This is a genomic window from Pseudomonas sp. BJP69, from assembly GCF_007633355.1.
Classification (GTDB): Bacteria; Pseudomonadota; Gammaproteobacteria; order Pseudomonadales; family Pseudomonadaceae; genus Aquipseudomonas; species Aquipseudomonas juntendi.
The window spans coordinates 3,043,026-3,063,218 of the sequence record NZ_CP041933.1 but is presented as its reverse complement, the minus strand read 5'-3'; the positions used below and the strand labels follow the sequence as shown (position 1 = coordinate 3,063,218).

General features: G+C 63.4%; 19 protein-coding genes and 2 pseudogenes. 9 read left to right on the top strand and 12 right to left on the bottom strand.

Annotated elements, in window-relative coordinates:
* Nucleotides 1-12: 12 nt before the first annotated feature.
* The 6 genes from nthA to FPB55_RS26325 all read right to left on the bottom strand — a co-directional run bounded on the left by nthA (nt 13) and on the right by FPB55_RS26325 (nt 5,100).
* Nucleotides 13-594, bottom strand: a complete 582-nt coding sequence (gene nthA / locus FPB55_RS14220; protein WP_009685495.1) for a nitrile hydratase subunit alpha — start codon at nt 592-594, stop codon at nt 13-15.
* Between the two features lie 74 nt (nt 595-668).
* Nucleotides 669-2,183, bottom strand: coding sequence for an amidase (locus FPB55_RS14215; protein ID WP_144188491.1), 1,515 nt, complete (start codon nt 2,181-2,183; stop codon nt 669-671).
* 169 nt (nt 2,184-2,352) lie between these two features.
* Nucleotides 2,353-2,877, bottom strand: coding sequence for a group 1 truncated hemoglobin (locus FPB55_RS14210; RefSeq protein WP_144188489.1), 525 nt, complete (start codon nt 2,875-2,877; stop codon nt 2,353-2,355).
* A gap of 38 nt (nt 2,878-2,915) precedes the next feature.
* On the bottom strand, nt 2,916-3,782 hold the full coding sequence (locus tag FPB55_RS14205) for a transporter (RefSeq protein WP_009685492.1): 867 nt from the start codon (nt 3,780-3,782) through the stop codon (nt 2,916-2,918).
* A gap of 92 nt (nt 3,783-3,874) precedes the next feature.
* On the bottom strand, nt 3,875-4,933 hold the full coding sequence (locus FPB55_RS14200; protein ID WP_144188487.1) for a phenylacetaldoxime dehydratase family protein: 1,059 nt from the start codon (nt 4,931-4,933) through the stop codon (nt 3,875-3,877).
* Entirely contained in the window at nt 4,933-5,100 is a 168-nt protein-coding gene (locus tag FPB55_RS26325; protein ID WP_178097510.1) for a hypothetical protein, read from the bottom strand. The genes FPB55_RS14200 and FPB55_RS26325 overlap by 1 nt, the downstream gene beginning before the upstream one ends.
* A 354-nt stretch (nt 5,101-5,454) precedes the next feature.
* Between FPB55_RS26325 and FPB55_RS14195 the strand changes: the two genes are divergently transcribed.
* Nucleotides 5,455-6,396, top strand: coding sequence for a helix-turn-helix domain-containing protein (locus FPB55_RS14195; protein WP_009685489.1), 942 nt, complete (start codon nt 5,455-5,457; stop codon nt 6,394-6,396).
* 182 nt (nt 6,397-6,578) lie between these two features.
* Here the strand turns inward: FPB55_RS14195 and FPB55_RS14185 are convergent.
* Nucleotides 6,579-6,920 (bottom strand): annotated as a pseudogene (locus tag FPB55_RS14185) (type II toxin-antitoxin system YhaV family toxin); the annotation flags it as partial.
* Nucleotides 6,920-7,075 (bottom strand): annotated as a pseudogene (locus FPB55_RS26690) (AbrB family transcriptional regulator); the annotation flags it as partial. The pseudogenes FPB55_RS14185 and FPB55_RS26690, both read right to left, overlap by 1 nt.
* Before the next feature lie 164 nt (nt 7,076-7,239).
* Here FPB55_RS26690 and FPB55_RS14175 point away from each other — a divergent pair.
* The 7 genes from FPB55_RS14175 to FPB55_RS14145 all read left to right on the top strand — a co-directional run bounded on the left by FPB55_RS14175 (nt 7,240) and on the right by FPB55_RS14145 (nt 15,596).
* Nucleotides 7,240-7,542: a hypothetical protein gene (locus FPB55_RS14175; protein ID WP_177433778.1), complete on the top strand. Its 303-nt coding sequence runs from the start codon at nt 7,240-7,242 to the stop codon at nt 7,540-7,542.
* Entirely contained in the window at nt 7,539-9,233 is a 1,695-nt protein-coding gene (locus tag FPB55_RS14170; RefSeq protein ID WP_144188483.1) for an aldehyde dehydrogenase family protein, read from the top strand. The genes FPB55_RS14175 and FPB55_RS14170 overlap by 4 nt, the downstream gene beginning before the upstream one ends.
* Entirely contained in the window at nt 9,233-9,952 is a 720-nt protein-coding gene (locus tag FPB55_RS14165; protein ID WP_144188481.1) for a 4'-phosphopantetheinyl transferase superfamily protein, read from the top strand. Before FPB55_RS14170 ends, FPB55_RS14165 begins: the two co-directional genes overlap by 1 nt.
* Nucleotides 9,953-10,140: 188 nt before the next feature.
* Complete coding sequence (locus tag FPB55_RS14160; RefSeq protein ID WP_144188479.1) at nt 10,141-11,355, top strand: MFS transporter; 1,215 nt, start codon at nt 10,141-10,143, stop codon at nt 11,353-11,355.
* 130 nt (nt 11,356-11,485) lie between these two features.
* Entirely contained in the window at nt 11,486-13,825 is a 2,340-nt protein-coding gene (locus FPB55_RS14155; RefSeq protein ID WP_144188477.1) for a membrane-bound PQQ-dependent dehydrogenase, glucose/quinate/shikimate family, read from the top strand.
* A 69-nt stretch (nt 13,826-13,894) separates the two neighbouring features.
* Nucleotides 13,895-14,905: an alpha/beta fold hydrolase gene (locus tag FPB55_RS14150; protein WP_144188475.1), complete on the top strand. Its 1,011-nt coding sequence runs from the start codon at nt 13,895-13,897 to the stop codon at nt 14,903-14,905.
* 106 nt (nt 14,906-15,011) lie between these two features.
* Nucleotides 15,012-15,596, top strand: coding sequence for a TetR/AcrR family transcriptional regulator (locus FPB55_RS14145; protein ID WP_047149901.1), 585 nt, complete (start codon nt 15,012-15,014; stop codon nt 15,594-15,596).
* A 521-nt stretch (nt 15,597-16,117) separates the two neighbouring features.
* On the opposite strand, the gene FPB55_RS14135 is transcribed toward FPB55_RS14145, so the two are convergent.
* From FPB55_RS14135 to FPB55_RS14120, 4 genes are all read right to left on the bottom strand, one after another.
* A complete protein-coding gene (locus tag FPB55_RS14135; RefSeq protein ID WP_144188473.1) occupies nt 16,118-16,579 on the bottom strand; it encodes a type II toxin-antitoxin system YhaV family toxin in 462 nt (153 codons plus the stop codon).
* Complete coding sequence (locus tag FPB55_RS14130) at nt 16,579-16,896, bottom strand: type II toxin-antitoxin system PrlF family antitoxin (protein ID WP_115295325.1); 318 nt, start codon at nt 16,894-16,896, stop codon at nt 16,579-16,581. Before FPB55_RS14130 ends, FPB55_RS14135 begins: the two co-directional genes overlap by 1 nt.
* 222 nt (nt 16,897-17,118) lie before the next feature.
* Nucleotides 17,119-17,664 (bottom strand): TIGR02679 family protein, encoded by a 546-nt coding sequence (locus tag FPB55_RS14125; RefSeq protein ID WP_202981960.1) that lies wholly within the window; start codon nt 17,662-17,664, stop codon nt 17,119-17,121.
* 311 nt (nt 17,665-17,975) lie between these two features.
* Nucleotides 17,976-18,890: a LysR family transcriptional regulator gene (locus FPB55_RS14120; protein ID WP_029884809.1), complete on the bottom strand. Its 915-nt coding sequence runs from the start codon at nt 18,888-18,890 to the stop codon at nt 17,976-17,978.
* Nucleotides 18,891-19,096: 206 nt separating this feature from the next.
* Here FPB55_RS14120 and FPB55_RS14115 point away from each other — a divergent pair, with 206 nt between their 5' ends.
* The gene (locus FPB55_RS14115) at nt 19,097-20,119 is read left to right on the top strand and encodes a zinc-dependent alcohol dehydrogenase family protein (protein WP_144188471.1); all 1,023 of its coding nucleotides are present in this window, start codon (nt 19,097-19,099) and stop codon (nt 20,117-20,119) included.
* Nucleotides 20,120-20,193: the final 74 nt, after the last annotated feature.

Genomic DNA, 20,193 nt, shown 5'->3' with positions numbered 1-20,193 from the left:
GGGTGGACCGGCTCAGCCAACCCGGGGCACGGCGACACCGATAAGCACGTCCTTGGTGACCAGTTGCCGCAACTGCTCTTCGCTCATGTCCTCCGAGCCCGCGGGCCGTTGCGGCAGCACCAGGTAACGGCTTTCGGCGCTGGTGTCCCAGACCTTCACCAGCACGTCGTCGGGCAACTCGGTGCCCAGCTCGCGCAGTACCGTACGCCCCTCCCGGACCAGCCGCGCACGGAACTCGAAGCCCTTGTACCACTCCGGCGGCAGGCCCAGCACCGGCCAGTTGGTGCAGGAGCACAGGCTGCAGACGATCACGTTCTTGACCTGCGGGGTGTCTTCCAGGGCGACGATGTATTCGCCTTGCGGGCCGGTGAAACCGAACTGGGCGCAGGCGGCGGTACCGTCCTTGAGCAGCAGTTCGCGGAACTGCGGGTCGACCCAGGCCCTGGCGACGATGCGCGCGCCGTTTTCCGGGCTCCAGCCATGTTCCATGAGTTCGGTGAGCTGTTCGATGTAGCCCTCGGGAATGAGGTCCTTGTTCTTGAGCACTGCAAACAGTGCCCGCGCCCGCTCGCCAGGGGTTGAGGTTGCCGTCATGGGATTACTCCTCTCGTTCGACACGGTTATCGGTGGTTATTGCTGTTTTGGTTGTTTTTGCAGGGGCGCAGCCCCTACAGCGTGCGCCAGTCCACTGCGTTTTCGAAGGCTGCCGCGGCCCGGTAGATCGTGCCTTCGGCGTAATGCTTGCCGACCAGCATCAGCCCGACCGGCAGGCCGTCGACCAGGCCACAGGGGATGGACATGGCCGGGTGGCCGGTGATGTCCTGTGCGGCGGTGTTGCCGAGCATCTCCAGTGCCCGCGAGACATTCTCGGTGATCGAGCAATCCGGCGCGGGCAGCGGCTGGGCGACGATGGGCACGGTCGGCATCACCAGCAGGTCGTAGCGCTGCAGTGCCTTGTCGTAGCCGGCACGGGCAAAGCGCGCGAGGTTCTGGGCCTTGGCGTAGTAACGGCCGTGGTAGTGCTCCAGGCCGAACTGGCCAACCAGCATGCACAGCTTGAGCGAAGGCGACAGGGCGTCGGCCTGGGTCCGCCAGCCGGCCTGCTTGTCGAGCAGGCCGACGTCGTACAGGCCCTTCCAGTTAAAGCCCGCGCCGTTGCCGTGCATCATCTGCATGGTCAGGCCTTCGCAGCCGATCGGGTTCCACAACGTGCCCGCCAGCGTGTGCTCGGGCACCGACACCTCCTCGACCACCGCGCCCAACGCCTCGAGCCGGGCGATGGCGCCGCGGACCGTTTCGGCCACCCGCGGATCAAGGTTGGCGAGCTGGAAACCTTCCTGGAGGATGCCGATACGCAGCCCGCCGACACCGCGCCCAAGGTAGTCGCTGTAGCTATCGGCCTCCGGCGCGCCCTGGCGCGGGTCAAGCCCGTCGGTACCGGCCATCACTTCGAGCATCAGTGCGTTGTCGCGCACGCTGCGGGTCATCGGGCCGACATGGTCGAAGGTGGCCTCGATGGCCATTACCCCGGTATAGGGCACCAGCCCGAAGGTCGGCTTCATGCCGTAGATGCCACACCAGGCCGCAGGAATACGCACCGACCCGCCCTGGTCACCGCCCACCGCCAGGTCAACTTCGCCCGCCGCGACCAGCGCCGCGCTGCCCGACGACGAGCCGCCGGTACTGAAGCCGGGGCGCAACGGGTTGTGCACGGGCGCCGGATCGGAGGTGTGGCTGGCGCCAGACAGGCAATAGTGTTCGCAGGTGGCTTTGCCGAGAATCGTTACCCCTGCGTCGAGCAGGCGCGTCACCACGGTGGCGTCGAACGATGGCACGAAACCGGCCAGTGGCGAGGCGCCGTTCATCATCGGCACGCCTGCCAGCGAGATGTTGTCCTTGAGCGCGACCGTCCTGCCGAGCAGTTTGCCGCTGCTGGCGCCCATCACCTCGGTGCGGTAGTACCAAGCGTTCAGCGGGTTTTCCACGCTGGAAGGGCGATAACCCGCCGTGCGCTCGTAGCGCACCAGCGGCGTGAAGTCCGGCAGCTCATCGACCAGGTCGTAGGCGTCGAGGCTGCCCTGCATTAGCGCCAGGTACTCGCTGGCTTGCTCGGGCGTCAGTTGCATGTGCAGGCGGCTGGCGAGCGCCTGCAGTTGTTCGAGCGTCGGGCGGGTGATGGCCATGGGGTGTCCTTTTTCCTTTCCGGTGCCGGGCCAAGGGGCCGGCAATTAGCGGTTCGTGGGCTCGCCGCGGTTGGGCCTGGTACTAACCTAGCGCCAGCGCGGGGAGCCGACTTGGTTGAGCAGGACAGTCGCTGTGTTGAGCAGGACTGCGTTGCGCCAGGTCGCAGGCCTACTGCTCCAGCTTGGGCACCCCGGCCTGCCCGGCCGCATCGCCGCGTGCGGGCCAGACCACGCCGACGCTATTCATGCCCTTGGCCGGGTCCATCGTCGGGTTGGCCAGCACCACGTCGCGGTAGGACGGGCTGCCGATCACGGCGGGCTTGAACTTGACCAGGAAATCGTTGACCTCCTTGCGCAGCTCCGGCGCCAGGTTGTAGTCGTTGTAGCACTCCTCCAGGCAATCCAGCGTGGCTTGCCAGTGCACCTCGGTCAGCCCCATGCCGCGATGTGCGGTGACCATGTCCCGCCCGCGGTATTTGGCGCTGCCGCCCCAGTGTTGCGCGAGGAAATCGACGAAGTTGATGTGTTCCTTCTGGAAGGTCGACTCGGACATATGCGCCCAGATATGGCCGATCGCCGGGTGGGCCATGGTCTTGCGCAATACCGCGCCGGCGAACTGGTAAATGGCGTCGTAGCCACCCAGGCGGGTATACAGCGAAGGTTGTCGCTCGGTGGAAGCGTTTGGCTCAGTCATGTTCGAATGCTCCGTTTCAGCTGGGAATGTGCAGGCGGTTAAAAGACCCGGACGTACCTGAGGTTCAGTCGGAAGTTTTCCTTCGGCCCGTTTTCTACCGCGAGGTCACGCCCCAGCTGCATCTGCAACTGGTCCTGGGTGGTAAAGAACTTGGTGGCGGTTAGGCGGAAGTTGGTGGTTTTGCCGCGGTCATCCTGGGAGGTGCCGTCTATCCGGTTTTCCCCACCCCAGGTGTGGCCAAAACCGACTGCCAAGGACGTACCCGGGTCGATGATGTAGCGCCCCATCAGTTGCGCGGCGTAGGACGTCTCCTGTTCGCGGCGTACCGAGTTGGCGCCGAAGTCGTCGTTGTCGCCATACCAGATCGCATCGCCCACCAGGTCGAGCGCCCACTTCTCGCCGAAGTGCTTGATGTACGCGGCCTGAAGATCCACTTTCCAGCGGTTCTCGCCCAGGTTCAGCGCGTCCTTGCGGTCGTAGTTGCCGGTAGGTGCGACCAGGTAGACCGTGGCGCCGACCGTGTCGTTGGCCTCGTTGAGGCGGTACTTGAGCGGCGCGGTGAGAATGAGGTCGCCGATGCCGCTGGCGCTGCCCAGGGCCGAGGCGTCACCGCCGCTGGAAACATGGCCGAACGGCAGCAGGAACTGCGGCTCGATGGTCAGCCGGTCGGTCAATTTAAAGACGTGCAGCAAACGCAGGATGCCGACATTGGAGGTCAGGTTGAAGTCGGAGCTGACCTTGTGGCCCTGGGCGTAGGCACTGTCGGTAGTGGAATGCTGGTAATAGACTACACCGATGGTTTTATCCGCCGGCAGCACTTCATAATCCCCCGGCGAAACTTCAACTGCCTGCGCAGACAGGCACGGCACGGCCGCCGCAAGCATCAGGTAACGGAGTTGTTTCATGACCCAAGTCCTTCTTGGTGGTAAAACGCGGGCAAAAAGAGCCCCGCTGTCGTAACAACGACAGGTGCAGGGCTAAACGTGGAGTTCGTTGGTTAGTTGGCGCTTGCTTGGGCGTCGCGCAACATGCCGGTGTGCGGGTGGCAGTTGATGTATTCGAACACCTGGCTGCTCGCATCCGACACCGACACTTCGTGGTAGAGCCGCAACTTCTGCAGCCCCGCGGCCACCCGGAAGAAGGTGACGAAGATACGCAGATGGGTCGGATGGGATTCCGCCCAGCGTTCGAGTTTTTCCACCGAGCGCCAGTGACCGATGTTGTAGCTCTTGTCGAGCAGGTTGCCGTCCGCATCGATATTGCGCACGAAGCGGTTGCTGTAGCAGCCCAACGCCTGGCCGTTATCGCGCAGGAAATCCATGCCGTCCTGCAAGGTCGGCAGGATCTCGTCCAGGTACAGCGAGCGCTCGGCCTGTTCAGCCGCGGCCCAGTCCTGGCCCGAGCGAATCAAGGCGATATTGTCGTGGCCGACCACCACCACCCGCCCGCCCTTGACCGGGTCGCCGGACACCACCCGCAGCTCGCCGTCCGGGTTCATCCAGTCGGTTTGCGACACCGGGAAGCGGTCGCGCATCGAGCCCCAGTAACCGTGCTCCTCGATCTCGCCGCTGATGCTGCCCATGACCGCCCCGACCCCGGGCAGATCGCTCTGGAATGCATACAAGGTCTCGAACTGCTCGGCCCGCGGCGCACTGATCTCGCGGTAGTAACCCAGGCCATCGCTCAAGCGTTGCGGCGAACTCCACCAGCCATCCACCTCGGCCGAGCGCATCCAGCGGCAATACGCCCTGGCGTCTTTCCAGTAGCCCACCACCATCAGGTTGTCGTAGCCGCTGCTATCGACATGGTGCGTCAGGTCGTGGGTCAGCGGGCCGTCGGCCAAGCTGAAGCTGGCGACGATCTCGCGCAGCGCCTGCAAGGCCCGCTCGCGCTGGCCATCGCCGTGATACTGCACACCCAGGTAGGCCATCACCACCTGGGTCAACTGCGCGTCAGCGCGACCGACCCACATCGGGAACGGCGGCTGGTAATCGTCAGGCACCCGGCGCGACAAGGTGCGCGGGCACTTGAGGTGTTTGTCGATTGCGGACTCCATCACAGGCTCCTTGTTATTTTGGCTTCGGACACACGCTCGGCATTACCACGGGCACGCAACGCGCACGTTCCCCACTCGATCAGCCACGACAAAAACTCTTCGGGCGCCAGGTCGCGCATATGCAGCCACCTGAACTCGTCGACCATTCGTTGTTGTTGAACTCGCATGGGCTTTACCTCATCGGCGCAGGTTGCTGGAAATGCCGTGAGGTCAACGTTAGGCACGCCACAACAGCGTCGCTTTGTTGGTCAGGACAACCGTTTGGTTGGTAAAGACAGCGCGAAAATACCCGCCAGGACACGAACCGCGATGGTGCAATGCACAGGGATAAAAAGGGTTTTTGCCCCGGAATGGGCAGACCCAAGAGGTGCTTTTGCGATGGACGCCGCCGCGGCATTCACACCGCAGGCCGGGTTGGCCACGGCCCGCGCCAGTGAGTCGCGCTGGCGTGGATATTGCCTGTCGCAACCTCGGTAACAGTGCTTCGTTCCTCAAGTAGTAGCATCAAGGTGAGCGCCATCATGGCTGAGACCAATCACTATTCCACCCTTACCGTTTCGCCAGCCCGTCGCTTCGACTACTGGCGGGAAGTGGTCTGCCGGCATTGCCTGTCGGCGGACAGCAAACCCTCGTTGCAGAGCAATTTCGAGGGTGCGCTACAGGTCCACGGAATTGGCCCCCTGGACATCACCACCCTGTCTTCGCCACTGCACCACTGGGTGCGTTCCGAGCAACACCTGCGCGGCGACCCAGCCGAAGATATCTGGCTGGGTTTCACCCTCGACGGTTACGGCGAAATCGAACAACACACGCGCAAGGCCAGCCTGACGACCGGCAGTGTGTTTCTTTACGACGCAACCCAACCGTTCCGCTTCAGCCTGGGTGGTACCGAAAACCACCTGATCCGCATCCCCCGACCGCTGCTCTCGCAGCGCCTGCCAGGCATCGCCGACCTCACCGCGCGGGTGCTGGACGAGTCCCGCCCCGGAGTGATTCCGCTACGGCAGATGATCGGCCAGGCCGCCAGTTCCGCCGCGTTGCTGCAGAACGAAAGCATCTCCCGGCGCTACTCCAGTACCATCATCGACTTGCTGGTACTCAGCCTGGAGCTGCAGGACCTCAAGACCACCCATCAAGAGCTGGACCTTTACGGGCGGATCATGAACTACATCCAGCGGCACCTGACCGAACCGGAACTGTCGATCGAGTCGATTGCCGTGGCCCACCACGTATCGACGCGCACGGTCACCCGGGCGTTTGCCCGGCACCAGAAATCCCCGGTCGCCGAAATCTGGAAGGAACGGCTCAACGCCAGCCGCGCAGCGATCGAACGCGGCCAGGTAAGAAGTGTTTCCCAGGCCGCGCTGGAATTCGGGTTCTCCGATTTCTCGCATTTCAGTCATGCGTTTCGGAAGGCTTTTGGAGAAGCGCCGCATTCGTTGTTGCGGCGGAGTAGGGGGTAAGTCCGGCGCCCTCAAGGTAAAGACCAGGCTGCGTATTATCGGCCTTGAAGCTCGGTCATGCCAGGTTGGGCTATACCGCCGAGGAGAAGTGGGCGGAGCCTGACACAAGGCTGGTGCTCTTGCAGATTGCGGCTCGCTGCAGAGACTTATGGATCTCAGTGGAAGTCAGTCACAAGCTATCGGGATCTCCGTAGGGTATTTTCGTCGTTGACCCGTGCATAGACGATGACCTTGGATCTTGAGTCGTAGCTAAAGAACAGCGGAAAGCGCCTGCCGATTTTTGCTCGGCGCCAATGCCGTTAGGCAGTGCCCAGCGTGTTGCCTTGGCGGAACTCATCACGGCCCGGGTCGGCCGGTACAGCCTCCATGATCAGATGGCTCAATGCCCGAAACAGCTTCACGTTGGCGTTGCTCTCAAAACCTTGCGGGTCGTTCTGCTCGGCTCGGGCGGCGGCTTCTTGCAATTTGCGTAGCTGTAAAGTCACACCTTCATGGAACAACAGTGTCCAGCCATGTCGTAGCATCAGATCGCGACCTCACCGTCGATATCTTCGTCCAGGTTAACGGAGCGATTTGCGTTGGCGAGCATGGTTTGCGCCAAGCCTTCCGACAGGGTAGTGAGGTTGCGTCCGCTTCGGATATCAGCCTCCAGCAAACCCAGGAACGCAACGATGGCAGGCGGGGAGGACGCTCAATAGCGCCGCAGGATGAGTTACACCACTTCCAAGGATATGATAGGTTTCTCGGGATTGCGTACAGACCCTAAGGCGCTTCCTGTTCGACACTAAACCCTGCCTCGAACAATTCCTCACCCAAGCTTGCCCAGCCCGCTAATTCGGCGAAATGCTTCATCCGGGTCAGTGTCCGTTTCGAAGCATCTACGGGCCGTCGTTCGGTGCGTTTCTCGAAGCCAGCGAGGCGCTGGCAAGCCAGGCGACCACAAGCGAGGAAGATTTCGCCCAGGTCATCCTCGAGGTCTTGAGCTGCGCGGCGCCTGACACGCACTACTGCGTCGGTGCGGACGCCGCCGAGTTCGTGCGCATGGCGCGCACCCAGGGCGCACGCGAGCTGGATGCCTTGTTCAGTGCGCAGATGCCGGGCCGCGAAGCCTTTGCCATTGCCGTGGAAACGGACGGCGCCGCATGAACGCGCGCAAGCTCAAGGCCTGGCTGGCGCATCATGGGCCACTGCTGGAGGCGGCCATCGAGGCCGTGCGCACACGGCAGCCGTTCAGCCCGTTTTCCGATGAGCTGGGCGACTACGACAGTGCACAGATAGAGCAAGGCGAGAGCCGTTTCAGGCGCCTGCTCGACGCGCCGTTCCACGTCACCCCGCAGGTGCCGGCCGACGTGGACCCGCGCTGGGCAGGTGGCGAACGCTCGCCCTACGGCTTCGAGCTGGGTATCCGCTACCGGGTCGAAGCATTCCCGCTGCTGGCGTGCCGGGCCGAGGCGGCCAAGCGCAAGTGGCAGCAGCTCGATATCGGCCTGCGTTGTGCCTTGCTGTGCGAGGTCATCACCCGCCTGCACGAGGATACCTTCCTGTTTGCCCATGTCGGCATGCACACCAGTGGGCATGGCCTGTTCATGGGGTTTCACGCCAATGCGGTGCACGCCCAGGCACGTGCGCTGGAGTCGGTGGCCCAGGTGCTGGCGGCGGCTCGCGAACTGAGTGGCGGGTTCGAGGCAGAGCTGGTGGTGGGGCAGGGCGCCAGCCAACGCCTGTCACGCCAGTTCGCGACCATGCCGGTGGGCCTGTCGCTGGTCTACGCCGGACGGGTGGTGCCGACCTGGGGCGCTTATCCCGGGTTGTTCGCTTCGCTCGCGGCGGGTTGCCCGGTGGTGGTCGTCGGCCATGACCAGGCGGTGTTGCCGATGGCCCTGACGGTCAAGGCACTGAAGGCGGCCTGTGCGCAGGTCGGTGTGCCCCATGACATCGTCAACCTGTTCCACAGCGACGACCCGGCCGCCTATCGGCAGGCGGCGCTGCACCCCGACGTGCGACTGATCGACTACATGGGCGCGGCGGAGTTCGGCAGCTGGCTGCGCCAGCATGCCTGGCAGGCGCGGGTGATGACCCAGCAAAGCGCCCAGACGCCGGTGTTCCTGCATTCGACCCACGACTACGACGGCATGCTCGAGAATCTGGCCTTTGGCTTGTGCTCGTTTTCGGCGCAGCTGTGCACCTCGCCACAGACCTTGTACGTGCTGCCTGAAGGCATACGCCTGGCGGACGGCGTGGTGTCGGTGGCGCAGTTCGAACGTGACCTGGTCGAGCGGGTGGAGCAGGTGCTGGCGCGCTTCCCCAGTGCCCGCGAGCTGCTCGGGGCATTGCTGGACGCGCAGAGCCTGGCCGAGATCCGCACCTGTGAAGGCGCCCGTTTCGCCCGTGTGCTGCGCCGCGCCGAAGCTGTACAGGACCCCGATTACCCACACGCCTGCATCGTCACGCCTTCACTGATTGCCGTGCGCCAGGGCTTTGCCAGCAGCGTCGAACACTATGGCCGGGAAATCCGCGGGCCGGTGTCGTTCCTGGTCCAGCCGCCTGACCTGCGGGCCCTGCTTGCGGAACTGCGCGTCATTGGTCAGCACCATGGCGCATTGGGCCTTGGCCTGTATACCGTCGATGCCGGGGTGGAGCATGCGCTGCGCCAGGTTTCGCAGGAGATGGGGGCGCTGCTGTCGATCAACTTCTGCAAGAACTTCTACATCAGCCAGTGCGCAGTGTTCACCGATATCCATGGTGGCGGCACAGGGGCCGCGGCCAATGTCACCTATGGCGCGCCGGGCTACTACCACGCCCGATTGCGCATGACCGAGCAGAGGAAGCTGTTGTGATGCGTGAGGCGCAGCCGGTCTGGCCATTCCGGGGGCCGCCCCCGGCGGGGCTGGCGCTGTTCGCCCTGGACCTGGAGGGCTACCGCACGCCGTGTGACGCGGTGTTGCATGACGCTCGCTGGCTGGGCCCGGCACTGGCGCCCCGTCGGCGCGAGTTCGCCGGTGGCAGGGTGTGTGCGGCGGCGGCGCTGGGGGCGCTGGGCCATGAGCAGGGTTGGTTGCCGATTGCCCGGCCTTATCGTTACGCGCGTTTTCCGCTGGGCACCGTGGGGTCGATATCGCACACCCGGAAGCTGGCGCTGGCGTGCGTGGCCGATGCCGGGCTGTGTCTTGGCCTGGGCATCGATATCGAGGACATGGTCGGCTACCCGGAATTGTCCGAGATGGCCGAGCATGCCATGCACCCGGAGGAACGCGAGCGTTTCCAGCGGATGCGGGGTGACGAGGCGCTGCGGTTCTTCTACCTGTGCTTCAGTGCCAAGGAAGCCTTCTACAAGGCAGTATTTCCGCTTTGCCACGTGGAGCTGGAAATGGACGAAGCGCAATTGACCGACTGGGACGACCAAGGGCGTTTCGAGCTGGCGCTGCGTTCGCAGCGCCTGGGCGAAAGGTTTTTCGATGGCCATGTGTTTCACGGTAGCTGGGCCGTGCAGGGCGAGACGCTGTACGTGCTGCTGACCATCGACCACGCGGCGTCGACGCGACCGCGCGCCGGCTAAGCAACGCTCGACGGGTGGGCGGTTGTAGGGGCCTGGGAGGCGTGGTAGTGTCTTTTTACATACATTCCGTATGTATGATGCCGGCAGGGCACCTACGCCTTGTCGCAGGGAAGTTCGAATCATCCGTGGGCGCCACCGGGCCTCGTGTCATCGGCGACGCCTGATTTTCATTCAAGGGATCTGCAATCATGAGCGCATCTGCAAACACCGCCAGTGCACCGAACGTCCGCCACCCCTGGCTGGCGGTCGCGGCCGTCGGGCTCGCCACGTTCTCCGTGGTCACCACTGAAATGCTGCCGGTCGGCCTGCTGACCACCATCGCCGAAACGCTGGGTACCACGACGGGCACCGCTGGCCTGATGATCACCTTGCCAGCCTTGCTGGCGGCCTTCTTCGCACCGCTGGTGGTGATGGCCGCGGGCAATCTGGACCGCCGCTGGATTCTCTGCGGCCTGCTGGGCTTGCTGGTGGTCGCCAATGTCGCCTCGGCGTTGGCGTCGAGCATGGCCTGGATGTTGGCCGCGCGGGTGCTGGTCGGGTTCTGCATGGGCGAGATCTGGGCCATTGCCGGCGGCCTGGCCGCACGCCTGGTACCTGGGCAATCGATCGGCCTGGCCACTTCGATCATTTTCGGTGGGGTGGCGGCCGCCTCGGTGCTGGGCGTGCCGCTGGGGGCGCTGATCGGTGACTTCGCCGGCTGGCGTTGGGCGTTCGGCAGCATGGCGATACTCAGTGCCCTGGTGTTGCTGATTCACCTAGCGGTCATCCCGTCATTGCCGGTGCACGGCTCGGTGACACTGCGCCAGTTCGCCGAGCAACCGGGCAATCGCAAGCTTCAGGCGGGCTTGGCACTGACCCTGTTGCTGGTGGCCGGGCACTTCATGGCGTTCACGTTCGTGCGCCCATTACTGCTCTCGGTATCCGGTTTCGACCCGCAGTGGATCGGCGCCTTGCTGTTCGCCTATGGCATCGCCGGCATCATCGGCAATTTCCTGGCCGGCATCATCGCTGCGCGACGCACCACGCTCACCCTGGTAGCCATCGCCGTCGGGCTGCTGCTGACCCCGCTGCTGTTTCTCGGCATCGGTGCCAATCAGTTCGGTGGCAGCCTGGTGCTGTTGGCCTGGGGGCTTGCCTACGGCGGGGTGTCGGTGGGTCTGATGACCTGGATGATGAAGGCGGCGCCCGCCGCGGTGGAAATTGCCACGGCACTGTACGTCGGCGTATTCAACGTCGGCATTTCGCTGGGGTCCTGGGCAGGCGGGCAGACCGTCGATGGCCTGGGCCTGACCACCAACCTGTGGCTGGCGGCCGGCCTGGCCGCACTGGGGTTGCTGCTGGCGCTGGGCATGGGCGGGCACAAGCCCGAAGCGCTGGCCGCCCAGGCCAACGGCGCAAAATGACGCACGGCCCGGGCGGCGTCACGCCCGGGCGTTCCACACCATGTACGTGCACGTCTCCCGTCGCAGGAGAGGCGTGCTCGCGCCTGGAAGGTCTTTACAGAATTGGGGAGAGGGCATGAGGGGTACACGGATGTTCACCCGCACACTGTCGGGCGGCGTGGCGCTGATCGGCGTGACGCTGCTGGTTGGCGGCGTATGGTTGCTGATGCTGGGCGGCAGCGGGTTCTATGCCTTGGCTGGGCTGATGCTGGGCGCCGTCGCCCTGGGGCTGTGGCGGCAGCGCCGCTACGCGCTGGGTGTCAGCCTGGCGCTGCTGGCCGTAAGCGTGGCATGGGCCTGGTGGGAAGTAGGCCTCGATTACTGGCAATGGGTGCCGCGGGTGGCGATGTTCCTGGTGGTGGCGTGCATCGTCACCGCCTGTTACCCGCAACTTCGCGACACCGCAGGCTTGGCTGGGGCGCGCGCCGTGCGCAACCGGCTGCTGCCGGTGTTGCTCGGTGTGCTGCTGGTCGGTGGGCTGGGCGCTTTCCAGCCGCATCCGGGGAGCGCTGCGCTGCCTGGCGTGGAAGTGGCGCAGGCGGCGCCGGGCGAACCCTCCCTTGAGGCGGGCGACCCCGACTGGCCACAATACGGCCAGAACACGCGTGGCAGCCGCTATTCCGCGCTGAGCGAGATCGATACCTCGAACGTCGCCGGCCTGGAAGTGGCCTGGCAATACCGCACCGGTGACCTGCCCGTTGGCGAGGCCGCGTTCCAGGGTACGCCGATCAAGCTCGGCGAGCTGCTGTATGTCTGCACGCCCTACAGCAAGGTGGTAGCGGTCGACGCCGAGAGCGGTGAGCAGAAATGGGCCTACGACCCCCAGGCCCAGTCGAAGGAATGGCAGCGTTGCCGTGGCCTGGCGTCCTGGCAAGCGCCCGCCGGCGAGGTGGAAAAAAGCGAGGCCCTGTGCCGCACGCGCATCGTGCTGACCACCCTCGACGCCCGCTTGATCACGCTGGACGCACACAGCGGCGCGGTGTGCCCTGGGTTTGGCGAGAATGGCCAGGTCAACCTGCTCACGGGGCTGAGCGAACGGGCCAAGGCTTCCTATTACCCGACATCGGCACCCCTGGTGGCAGGCGACGTGATCGTCACCGGCGCACGTATGCAGGACTGGGCCGCTCGTGGTGAACCTTCAGGTGTGGTGCGCGGCTGGGATGTGCGCACAGGCAAGCTGGTCTGGGCCTGGGACCCCGCCGCACCGAAGCGCGGGAAACCGCTGCCGGCGGGGCAAGTCTACCCGGATGAGACGCCCAACTTCTGGGGGACTGCGTCCTACGACCCGGCGCTCGGCCTGATCTACGTGCCTACGGGTAACCAGATCCCTGACTTCTGGGGCGCGGACCGTTCCCTGGCGGCCGAAACCTACAATGCCTCGGTGGTCGCTATCGACGTGCGCACCGGGATCGACCGCTGGCACTTCAGGACGGTTAATCATGACCTGCACGACTACGACGTGGCCGCTCAGCCCATCCTCCACGACTTGCCCACCGGCAATGGCGATACCACCCCCGTTGTCATCGTGCCGACCAAGACCGGCCAGGTCTTCGTGCTCGACCGGCGCGATGGCCGGCCGGTCTTCCCGGTCGAGTCGCGCACGGTCAGTGCCGAGGGCGCGCCCGCTGGCCAGCGGCCGGCGCCACAACAGCCGTACTCCAGTGTGTCGCTGGGATATGCGCCCCTGACCGAACAACGCATGTGGGGCATTACCGCCCTCGACCAGTTGTACTGCCGTATCCAGTTCAAGCGGATGCACTACGTCGGTGACTTTACCCCGCTGAGCACCCGCAAGAGCCTGATGTACCCCGGCTACTACGGCGGCATCAACTGGGGCGGTGGCGCGGTCGACGAAGCCTCTGGCCTGTTGCTGGTCAATGACATCCGCATCGCCCACTGGGCACAGTTCATCGAACACGAGAAGGCCCTGGCGGCCGGCTACAACCCCACCGGCGCATCGGGCAACTATGCCGAGCAGCGCGGCGCACCCTATGGCGTCATCCACGGCATGTTCACCTCGCCGTTGGGCGTGCCTTGCATCGCCCCGCCCTACGGGACCCTGACCGCGATCGACCTGAACTCAGGGCAGATCGCTTGGCAGGTGCCCATGGGCAGCACCGAGGATACGCCGCTGCCTGGAGGGCTGCCGGGGCTGGCGATGCCCATCGGCATGCCCACCATGGGCGGGCCGCTGGTCACCCAGGGAGGGCTGGTGTTCTTCTCAGGCTCCATGGACCACTACCTGCGGGCCATGGACAGCCGCACCGGTCATGTGCTGTGGAAGGGCCGACTGCCCGTCGGGAGCCAGGCTACCCCGATCAGCTACCAAGGCAACCGCAGCGGGCGCCAGTATGTGGTGGTGACCGCTGGCGGCGCCCAAGGCCCCGGCAAGGCGCGTGGCGACTACGTCATCGCCTACCGCCTGCCCTGACCGATAACCGGGGCCGGCAGTCGGCCCCATTCGACCCTTGCACTCGGCCTGGCCGAGGGAGCGCGATTCATGAACGCAGAAATTTTCGAACTGGGTGACATCCAGCTGCAGTCCGGCCGGTGCCTGCGCCAAGCCAGGCTGGCCTACCAGACCTACGGTGAACTCAATGCCGCAAAGGACAATGTCATCGTCTACCCGACGTCGTTCGCCGCCACCCATGACGACACCGCGTGGCTGATCGGCGAAGGCCGGGCTCTGGACCCGAACAAGTACTTCATTGTCGTGCCTGACGCGTTCGGCAATGGTGTGTCCAGTTCCCCCAGCAACACGCCGGCGCCGCACAACGGCAATCGCTTCCCGCGCATCACCGTGCATGACAACGTGATCCAGCAGCAGCGCTTGCTGAGCGAACGCTTCGGCATCGGCAAGATCCGCCTGGCCATCGGTTGGTCGCTGGGCGGTTCCCAGGCGTTCGAGTGGGCGGCGGCCTATCCTGACCAGGTCCAACGGCTGTTCACCTTCCAGAGCGCTGCACGGACGTCGCGGCACTTCCAGGTATTCTTCGACAGCGTGCGGGCCGCGATCGAACTACACCCGGCCTTCGACCAGGGCTTCTATGACCAGCCGCCGCACCGTGGCCTGCGGGTCGCGGCGCGTATCTATGCCGGCTGGGGCTTCTCCCAGGCGTTCTACCGTGAACGCCTGGACCAGCGGGTGCTGGGTTATGCCTCGCTCGAGGACTTCCTGATCGACTTCTGGGAGGGCTGGTTCCTTAAGCGTGATGCCAACGACCTGCTCGCCCAGCTGTGGATGGGGCAGCATGCGGACATCAGTGCCAACCCGCGCTATCGCGGCAACATCGACCAGGCACTGGCGGCGATCAAGGCCGACACGGTGATCATGCCGTCGTCCAGCGACCTGTATTTCCCGGTGCTGGATGCCGAGCAGGAGGCTCGCGGCATCGCCCGTGCCGAGCTGCGCGTGCTTGAGTCCGACTGGGGCCATGTGGCCGGTGAGGGCCTGAACGATGCCGATACCCAGGGGATCGAGCGCGCGATCAGCGAGCTGCTCGCACGTTGAGCCCGCGGTGCTGGCGCGCTTGTCACGGCGCCAGCAGGCCGTGAGAATGCCGGGATCGCATCGACGACGATGCTCCCGTCATGCCGCAGAACAAGGAAACCGCCGGATGGCTCGCCGTACCCGTGCCGAAATGGAAGCAACCCGTGCCACCTTGCTGGCCACCGCGCGCCAGCTGTTCGGCGAGCGCGGCTATGCGCAGACCTCGATGGATGACCTGACTGCCCAGGTTCAGCTCACGCGGGGGGCGCTCTATCACCACTTTGGCGACAAGCAAGGCTTGCTGGCGGCCGTGGTGGCGGAACTCGACGCTGAAATGGACGCACGCTTGCGAGCGATCACCGACAGCGCCGAAGATGCCTGGGAGGGTTTCTGCCGGCGCTGCCACGCCTACCTCGAAATGGCCGTCGAACCACCGATCCAGCGCATCGTCCTGCGTGACGCCCGGGCGGTGCTGGGCGGTGCGTCGCCGGATGCGCAACGCCATTGCGTGGACTCGCTGCAACACCTGATCGCCAATCTGATAGAGCAGGGCATTGTCGTGCCTGTCAACCCGCATGCCCTGGCGTCACTGATCTACGGCAGCCTGGCCGAGGCTGCGTTTTGGATCGCCGAGGCCGAAGAGGGCCAGGCACGCCTGGCCGAGGGTGGAGTGGCGTTGAGTTTGTTACTGGATGGCTTGCTGGTAAGGTGACTCGTTCAAAGCTACGGCCAGGTAGACATCCCCATCTTTGTTCCGGGCTGCAATCGTTTTTTGTTCTGTGGTACCTAGTGGCCAGTCGACAGCGCCCCCGCCATCAGCGTACTTGCCGGGTTCGGCAATGGCGCGCAGGAAAGCATCGCTGAGTTTTCGCCGCAGTCCGGGCGTAGGGAGGGAAGTCGTGATGTGCGGGTACTTTTTTTCGAAACAGAAAAAGTACCCAAAAACCCGCAGACGCGTTGGAAATGGGCGGAATACGACGGGCGGCATTGGGCTTGAGTTTAAGTTAAGCTAATGAATTTATTGTAATTTCTGGATCTCTGTGGAAGCCATTCCCAAACTATTGGGATCCCCAAAAAACATTTGGACATTTATATAAATCCAATGGTTATGAATGGGAAATTGGATTTGTACCCGCAGATGTACCCCTTTCAACAGCAGCTACGAGTGGGTTGCAGTGGACGTAACAAGGAGGGATCGGTTTCAAAGGTGCAATCCCTCACCCACTCGCGCAATTATGCTTTGGGCTCGTCCCAGTCGCTACGCGTCGCAGCAGTCAGCGCATCCCAGTCATCAGGCGGGTTGCCGCGGCCCAGCATCTTCTCAAATACGGCGTAGGGATCAGATTTGCTGCCTGCAGACCGTAAGGTATTTTCGTCGTTGACCCATGCATAGACGATGACCTTGGAGCTTGAGTCGTAGCGAAAGAACAGCCGAAAGCGCCTGCCGATTTTTGCACGGCGCCAATGTCGGTAGGCGGTGCCCAGCGTATTGCCTTGTCGGAACTCATCACGGCCCGGATCGGTAGGCACAGCCTCCATGATCAGATGGCTCAGCGCCCGAAACAGCTTGACGTTGGCGTTGCTCTCAAAACCTTGCGGGTCGTTCTGCTCGGCCCGGGCGGCGGCTTCTTGCAATTTGCGTAGCTGTAACGTCACACCTTCATGGAACAACAGTGTCCAGCCATGTTGCAGCATCAGATCGCGACCTCACCATCGATATCTTCGTCCAGGTTTACGCAGTGGTTTGCGTTGGCGAGCATGGTTTGCGCCAAGTCTTCCGGCAGAGTGGAGAGGTTGCGGCCGTTTCGAATATCAGCTTCCAGCAAACCCAGGAATGCACCGATGGCAGGGTCTTCGTGGGTGGTTTCTACGCGGCTGACCACGATTTCACCGCCGCGTACGTCGAATGCAATCTTGCCACCGGTGTCAATGCCCAGTAGCTGGCGGACGGATTTGGGCAGTGTGACCTGTCCCTTCGAGGTCAGCGTGGCGATTTCGTGGATGGCAGGCATGAGCATTCTCCCGGATGTATTGACTGGATGGTAAGGAATAATCCTTACCTGGTCAATATTGATTCTTTGCTGATGAAGCATAGGTGGGGGAAGGGCGCTCAGTAGCAGGGGAGGACGATTTACACCACCTCTTAGGACATTAACCGGTATCGGGTGGGGCTCATTTCTCGACCGAAAGGGGCATCATCGTGCGCTGCTGGAACTCCAGTTTGCCGCCTGGCATTAGATGCTCTGTTGATGCTCGGGCGGATTATTTTCTCCATTGCTCAGATCGTCCAAGAGGTTGCTGGCAACCGCTTCCTCTGGAATTGCGAGCCCTTGGGTGTCCATAGCTATGTGCAGCGCGCTGTCCCATAGAGCCTCGACTCCGTTGAGGGCCAAATCGCGCGGTTGCGTCGGCGCTACCATCACCGCTTCGAAGTAATCTCTGCAGCCGAATCGCCAAGGGACTGCTTGCCAATTACGCATGACGTGATTGCCGATGGCGATCCCTGGCCAGTCGTAGTCGCCATGGTAGTGCCGGTGTGCGCCGGCGGCGGCCAACTGGTCGAGTAGAATTCGCTGCGCAGCGGCGGGCATGCCATCAGTGCAGACCGATGGAGCACTTTGGGCACCTAGACGGTCGGCGACGATGGTTACTATGTTCGGATTCTCACACACGTAGACATTCCGACCCTCTACTTGCCAAGAATATGGTTTGCGAACCAATTGCCGTAGTGAGAGGTAGGCGGGCTCGCCAGGCAGCCAGGTGCGGGGTGTGTCTGGCACCACTGGCAAATCCGCTGATGCTCCCGGCCAGGATGAGTTGTGAATCACCAAATTCAGCCTCGGTGACCTTCCGTGATCGATGAGACCATTCTTCAGTCCTCTTCGCTATTTGCCAAGCTTTCCCTGCGAGCCAAATACTTGGGAGTTTTTTGTGCCGGGGGTGCTGAGCATCTTCGGTTGGGGGCATCCTTTTCGAACCATCCAAAGTATGCCCTCAAATATGCCCGAAATGTAGCAATTTGCTGGAAGTAAATGGTTGTTCGAGGCTAGAAAACGCAGAAATGATCAGCTAACGAGCATGCGCGAAGCCCCTAAAGACTGTCAGGGTCGCCGAAGAACATCTGTATCCGTGACCGCAGCCAGCGCTCCGCCGGGTCGTTATCCTGCGCGCCACGCCAGGCCATGTGCAGCTCGAAACTACGTACCGGTATCGGCAAGTCCTCCGCCCGCAACCCGCCGGCAGCCGTCAGCGCATCGGCGGTGTAGTCCGGTACCGTCGCCACGATATCGGTCCCCGCCAGCAAGCTCCCCAACCCGTTGAATTGCGGTACCGCCAGCACGACATGGCGCTTGCGACCCAGCTCGTCAAGCGCCTCGTCGATAAAGCCAGACAAGTCCCCGGCAAACGACACCAATGCATGTGGCCGCGCGCAGAAGTCGTCCAGGGTGATGCTGCCAGGCACGCTGTCGGCGCGCAGCAGTTTCGGCGCGCTGCGGCGCAGCACCTTGCGCTTGGCGTTGGCGGGCAGTTCGCTGGTGTAGCTGACGCCCACCGAGATTTCCCCTGAGGCCAGCAGGGTCGGCATCAGCAGGTAGTTCACCCGGCGCACCACCAGCACGATGCCAGGGGCCTCGGCGCGAATGCGCTTGAGCAGTTGCGGCAGCAGGGCGAACTCGGCGTCGTCCGACAGGCCGATGCGGAATACGGCATTGCTGGTGGCAGGGTCGAATTCGGCTGCGCGGCTGACCGCGGTGGAAATCGAATCCAGCGCGGGCGACAGCAGCGCGAAGATCTCGTGAGCCCGTGCCGAGGGCTCCATGCTGCGGCCAGTGCGTACGAACAACGGGTCGTCGAACAGGTTGCGCAGGCGCGACAAGGCCGCGCTGATGGCCGGCTGGCCGAGGAACAGTTTTTCCGCTGCACGGGTCACGCTGCGCTCGTGCATCAGCGTTTCGAACACAATCAGCAAGTTGAGGTCTACACGACGCAGGTCGTTTCGATTCATCGGTGCGCTTCGCCTGAAGGGGGGCAGGGGTGAATCTTAAGGCCAAAGGCTGTTACCCTGCACGGCTTTACGGGAGCCAATTGCAGGGAATGTCAGGTGCCCAATCGATGACAGGCATGTCGACTATTAATGACCACTGGTGGTCTAACAGCAAAAGCCCGGATAGAGTCAGTGGTAATTAGAGGTTCACAAAGGCGAGGTTTGCGATGTCCCGCATGATCCGTTTCCACAAGTTCGGCGCTGCCGATGTGCTCCGTTGCGAGGAGCAGGCCGAACCGTCTCCCGCTGCCGACGAAGTGCAAATTCGCGTCGAGGCGGTTGGCGTCAGCTGGTATGACGTGCTCTGGCGGCAGAACCTGGCGCCCTCGCAGGCACGCCTGCCGGCCGGTATCGGCCATGAGATGGCCGGTGTGGTGACGGCGGTCGGTGAAGGGATCGAAGACATTACCGTGGGTGACCGGGTCGCCAGTTTTCCCGCTACCAGCGCCAATGACCACCCGGTATACGGGGATGTCATCGTGCTGCCACGGACCGCGATCACACGCTATCCGCAGGTGCTTACCCCGATCGAGGCCAGCGTGCACTATACGCCGCTGCTGATTGCCTATTTCGCCTACGTGGACCTGGCACGGGCCAAGGCCGGGCAGACTGCCCTGGTTACCGACGCCAGCCACTGCGCCGGCCCCGCTTTCGTGCAGTTGGGCAAGGCGCTGGGGCTTAAAGTGTTCGCCGCCACCAAGGATGCCGAGCAGCGTGACTACCTGCTGGGCCTGGGCGCCGACAAGGTGATCGTCACCGAAGAGCAGGACCTGTTGATGCAGGTCGGCAAGTACACCGATGGGCGCGGCGTGGACATGGTTCTGGACGGCATGGGCGGGCCGCAGATGTCGTTGCTGGGCGATGTGCTGGCACCGCGGGGCAGCCTGGTACTGTATGGCCTGCAAGGCGGCAACCAGACGCCGTTCCCAGCCTGCGCGGCCTTCCAGAAGAACATCCAGTTCTACGTGCACTGCATCGGTAACTTCACTGGCAAGCCGGAACTGGGTATCAGCCAGGACCAGGTGGCGCTGCAGCGTGCCTTGCGTGACATCAACCAGTTCACCGCCGACCAGTTGCTGACCCCGCAGATCATCAAGGTGTACCCGTTCGAGCAGGTGGTGGAGGCGCATCGCTACATGGACCAGTGCCCCTGCGGTGGGCGCGTGGTGTTGGATATGGCGCAGCATTGACCACTGCAGTTCACCGTGAACCCGGGCCAGCCCCGGGTTTTTTGTGCGCGGAATAAAGTAACGTCATCGTTGAA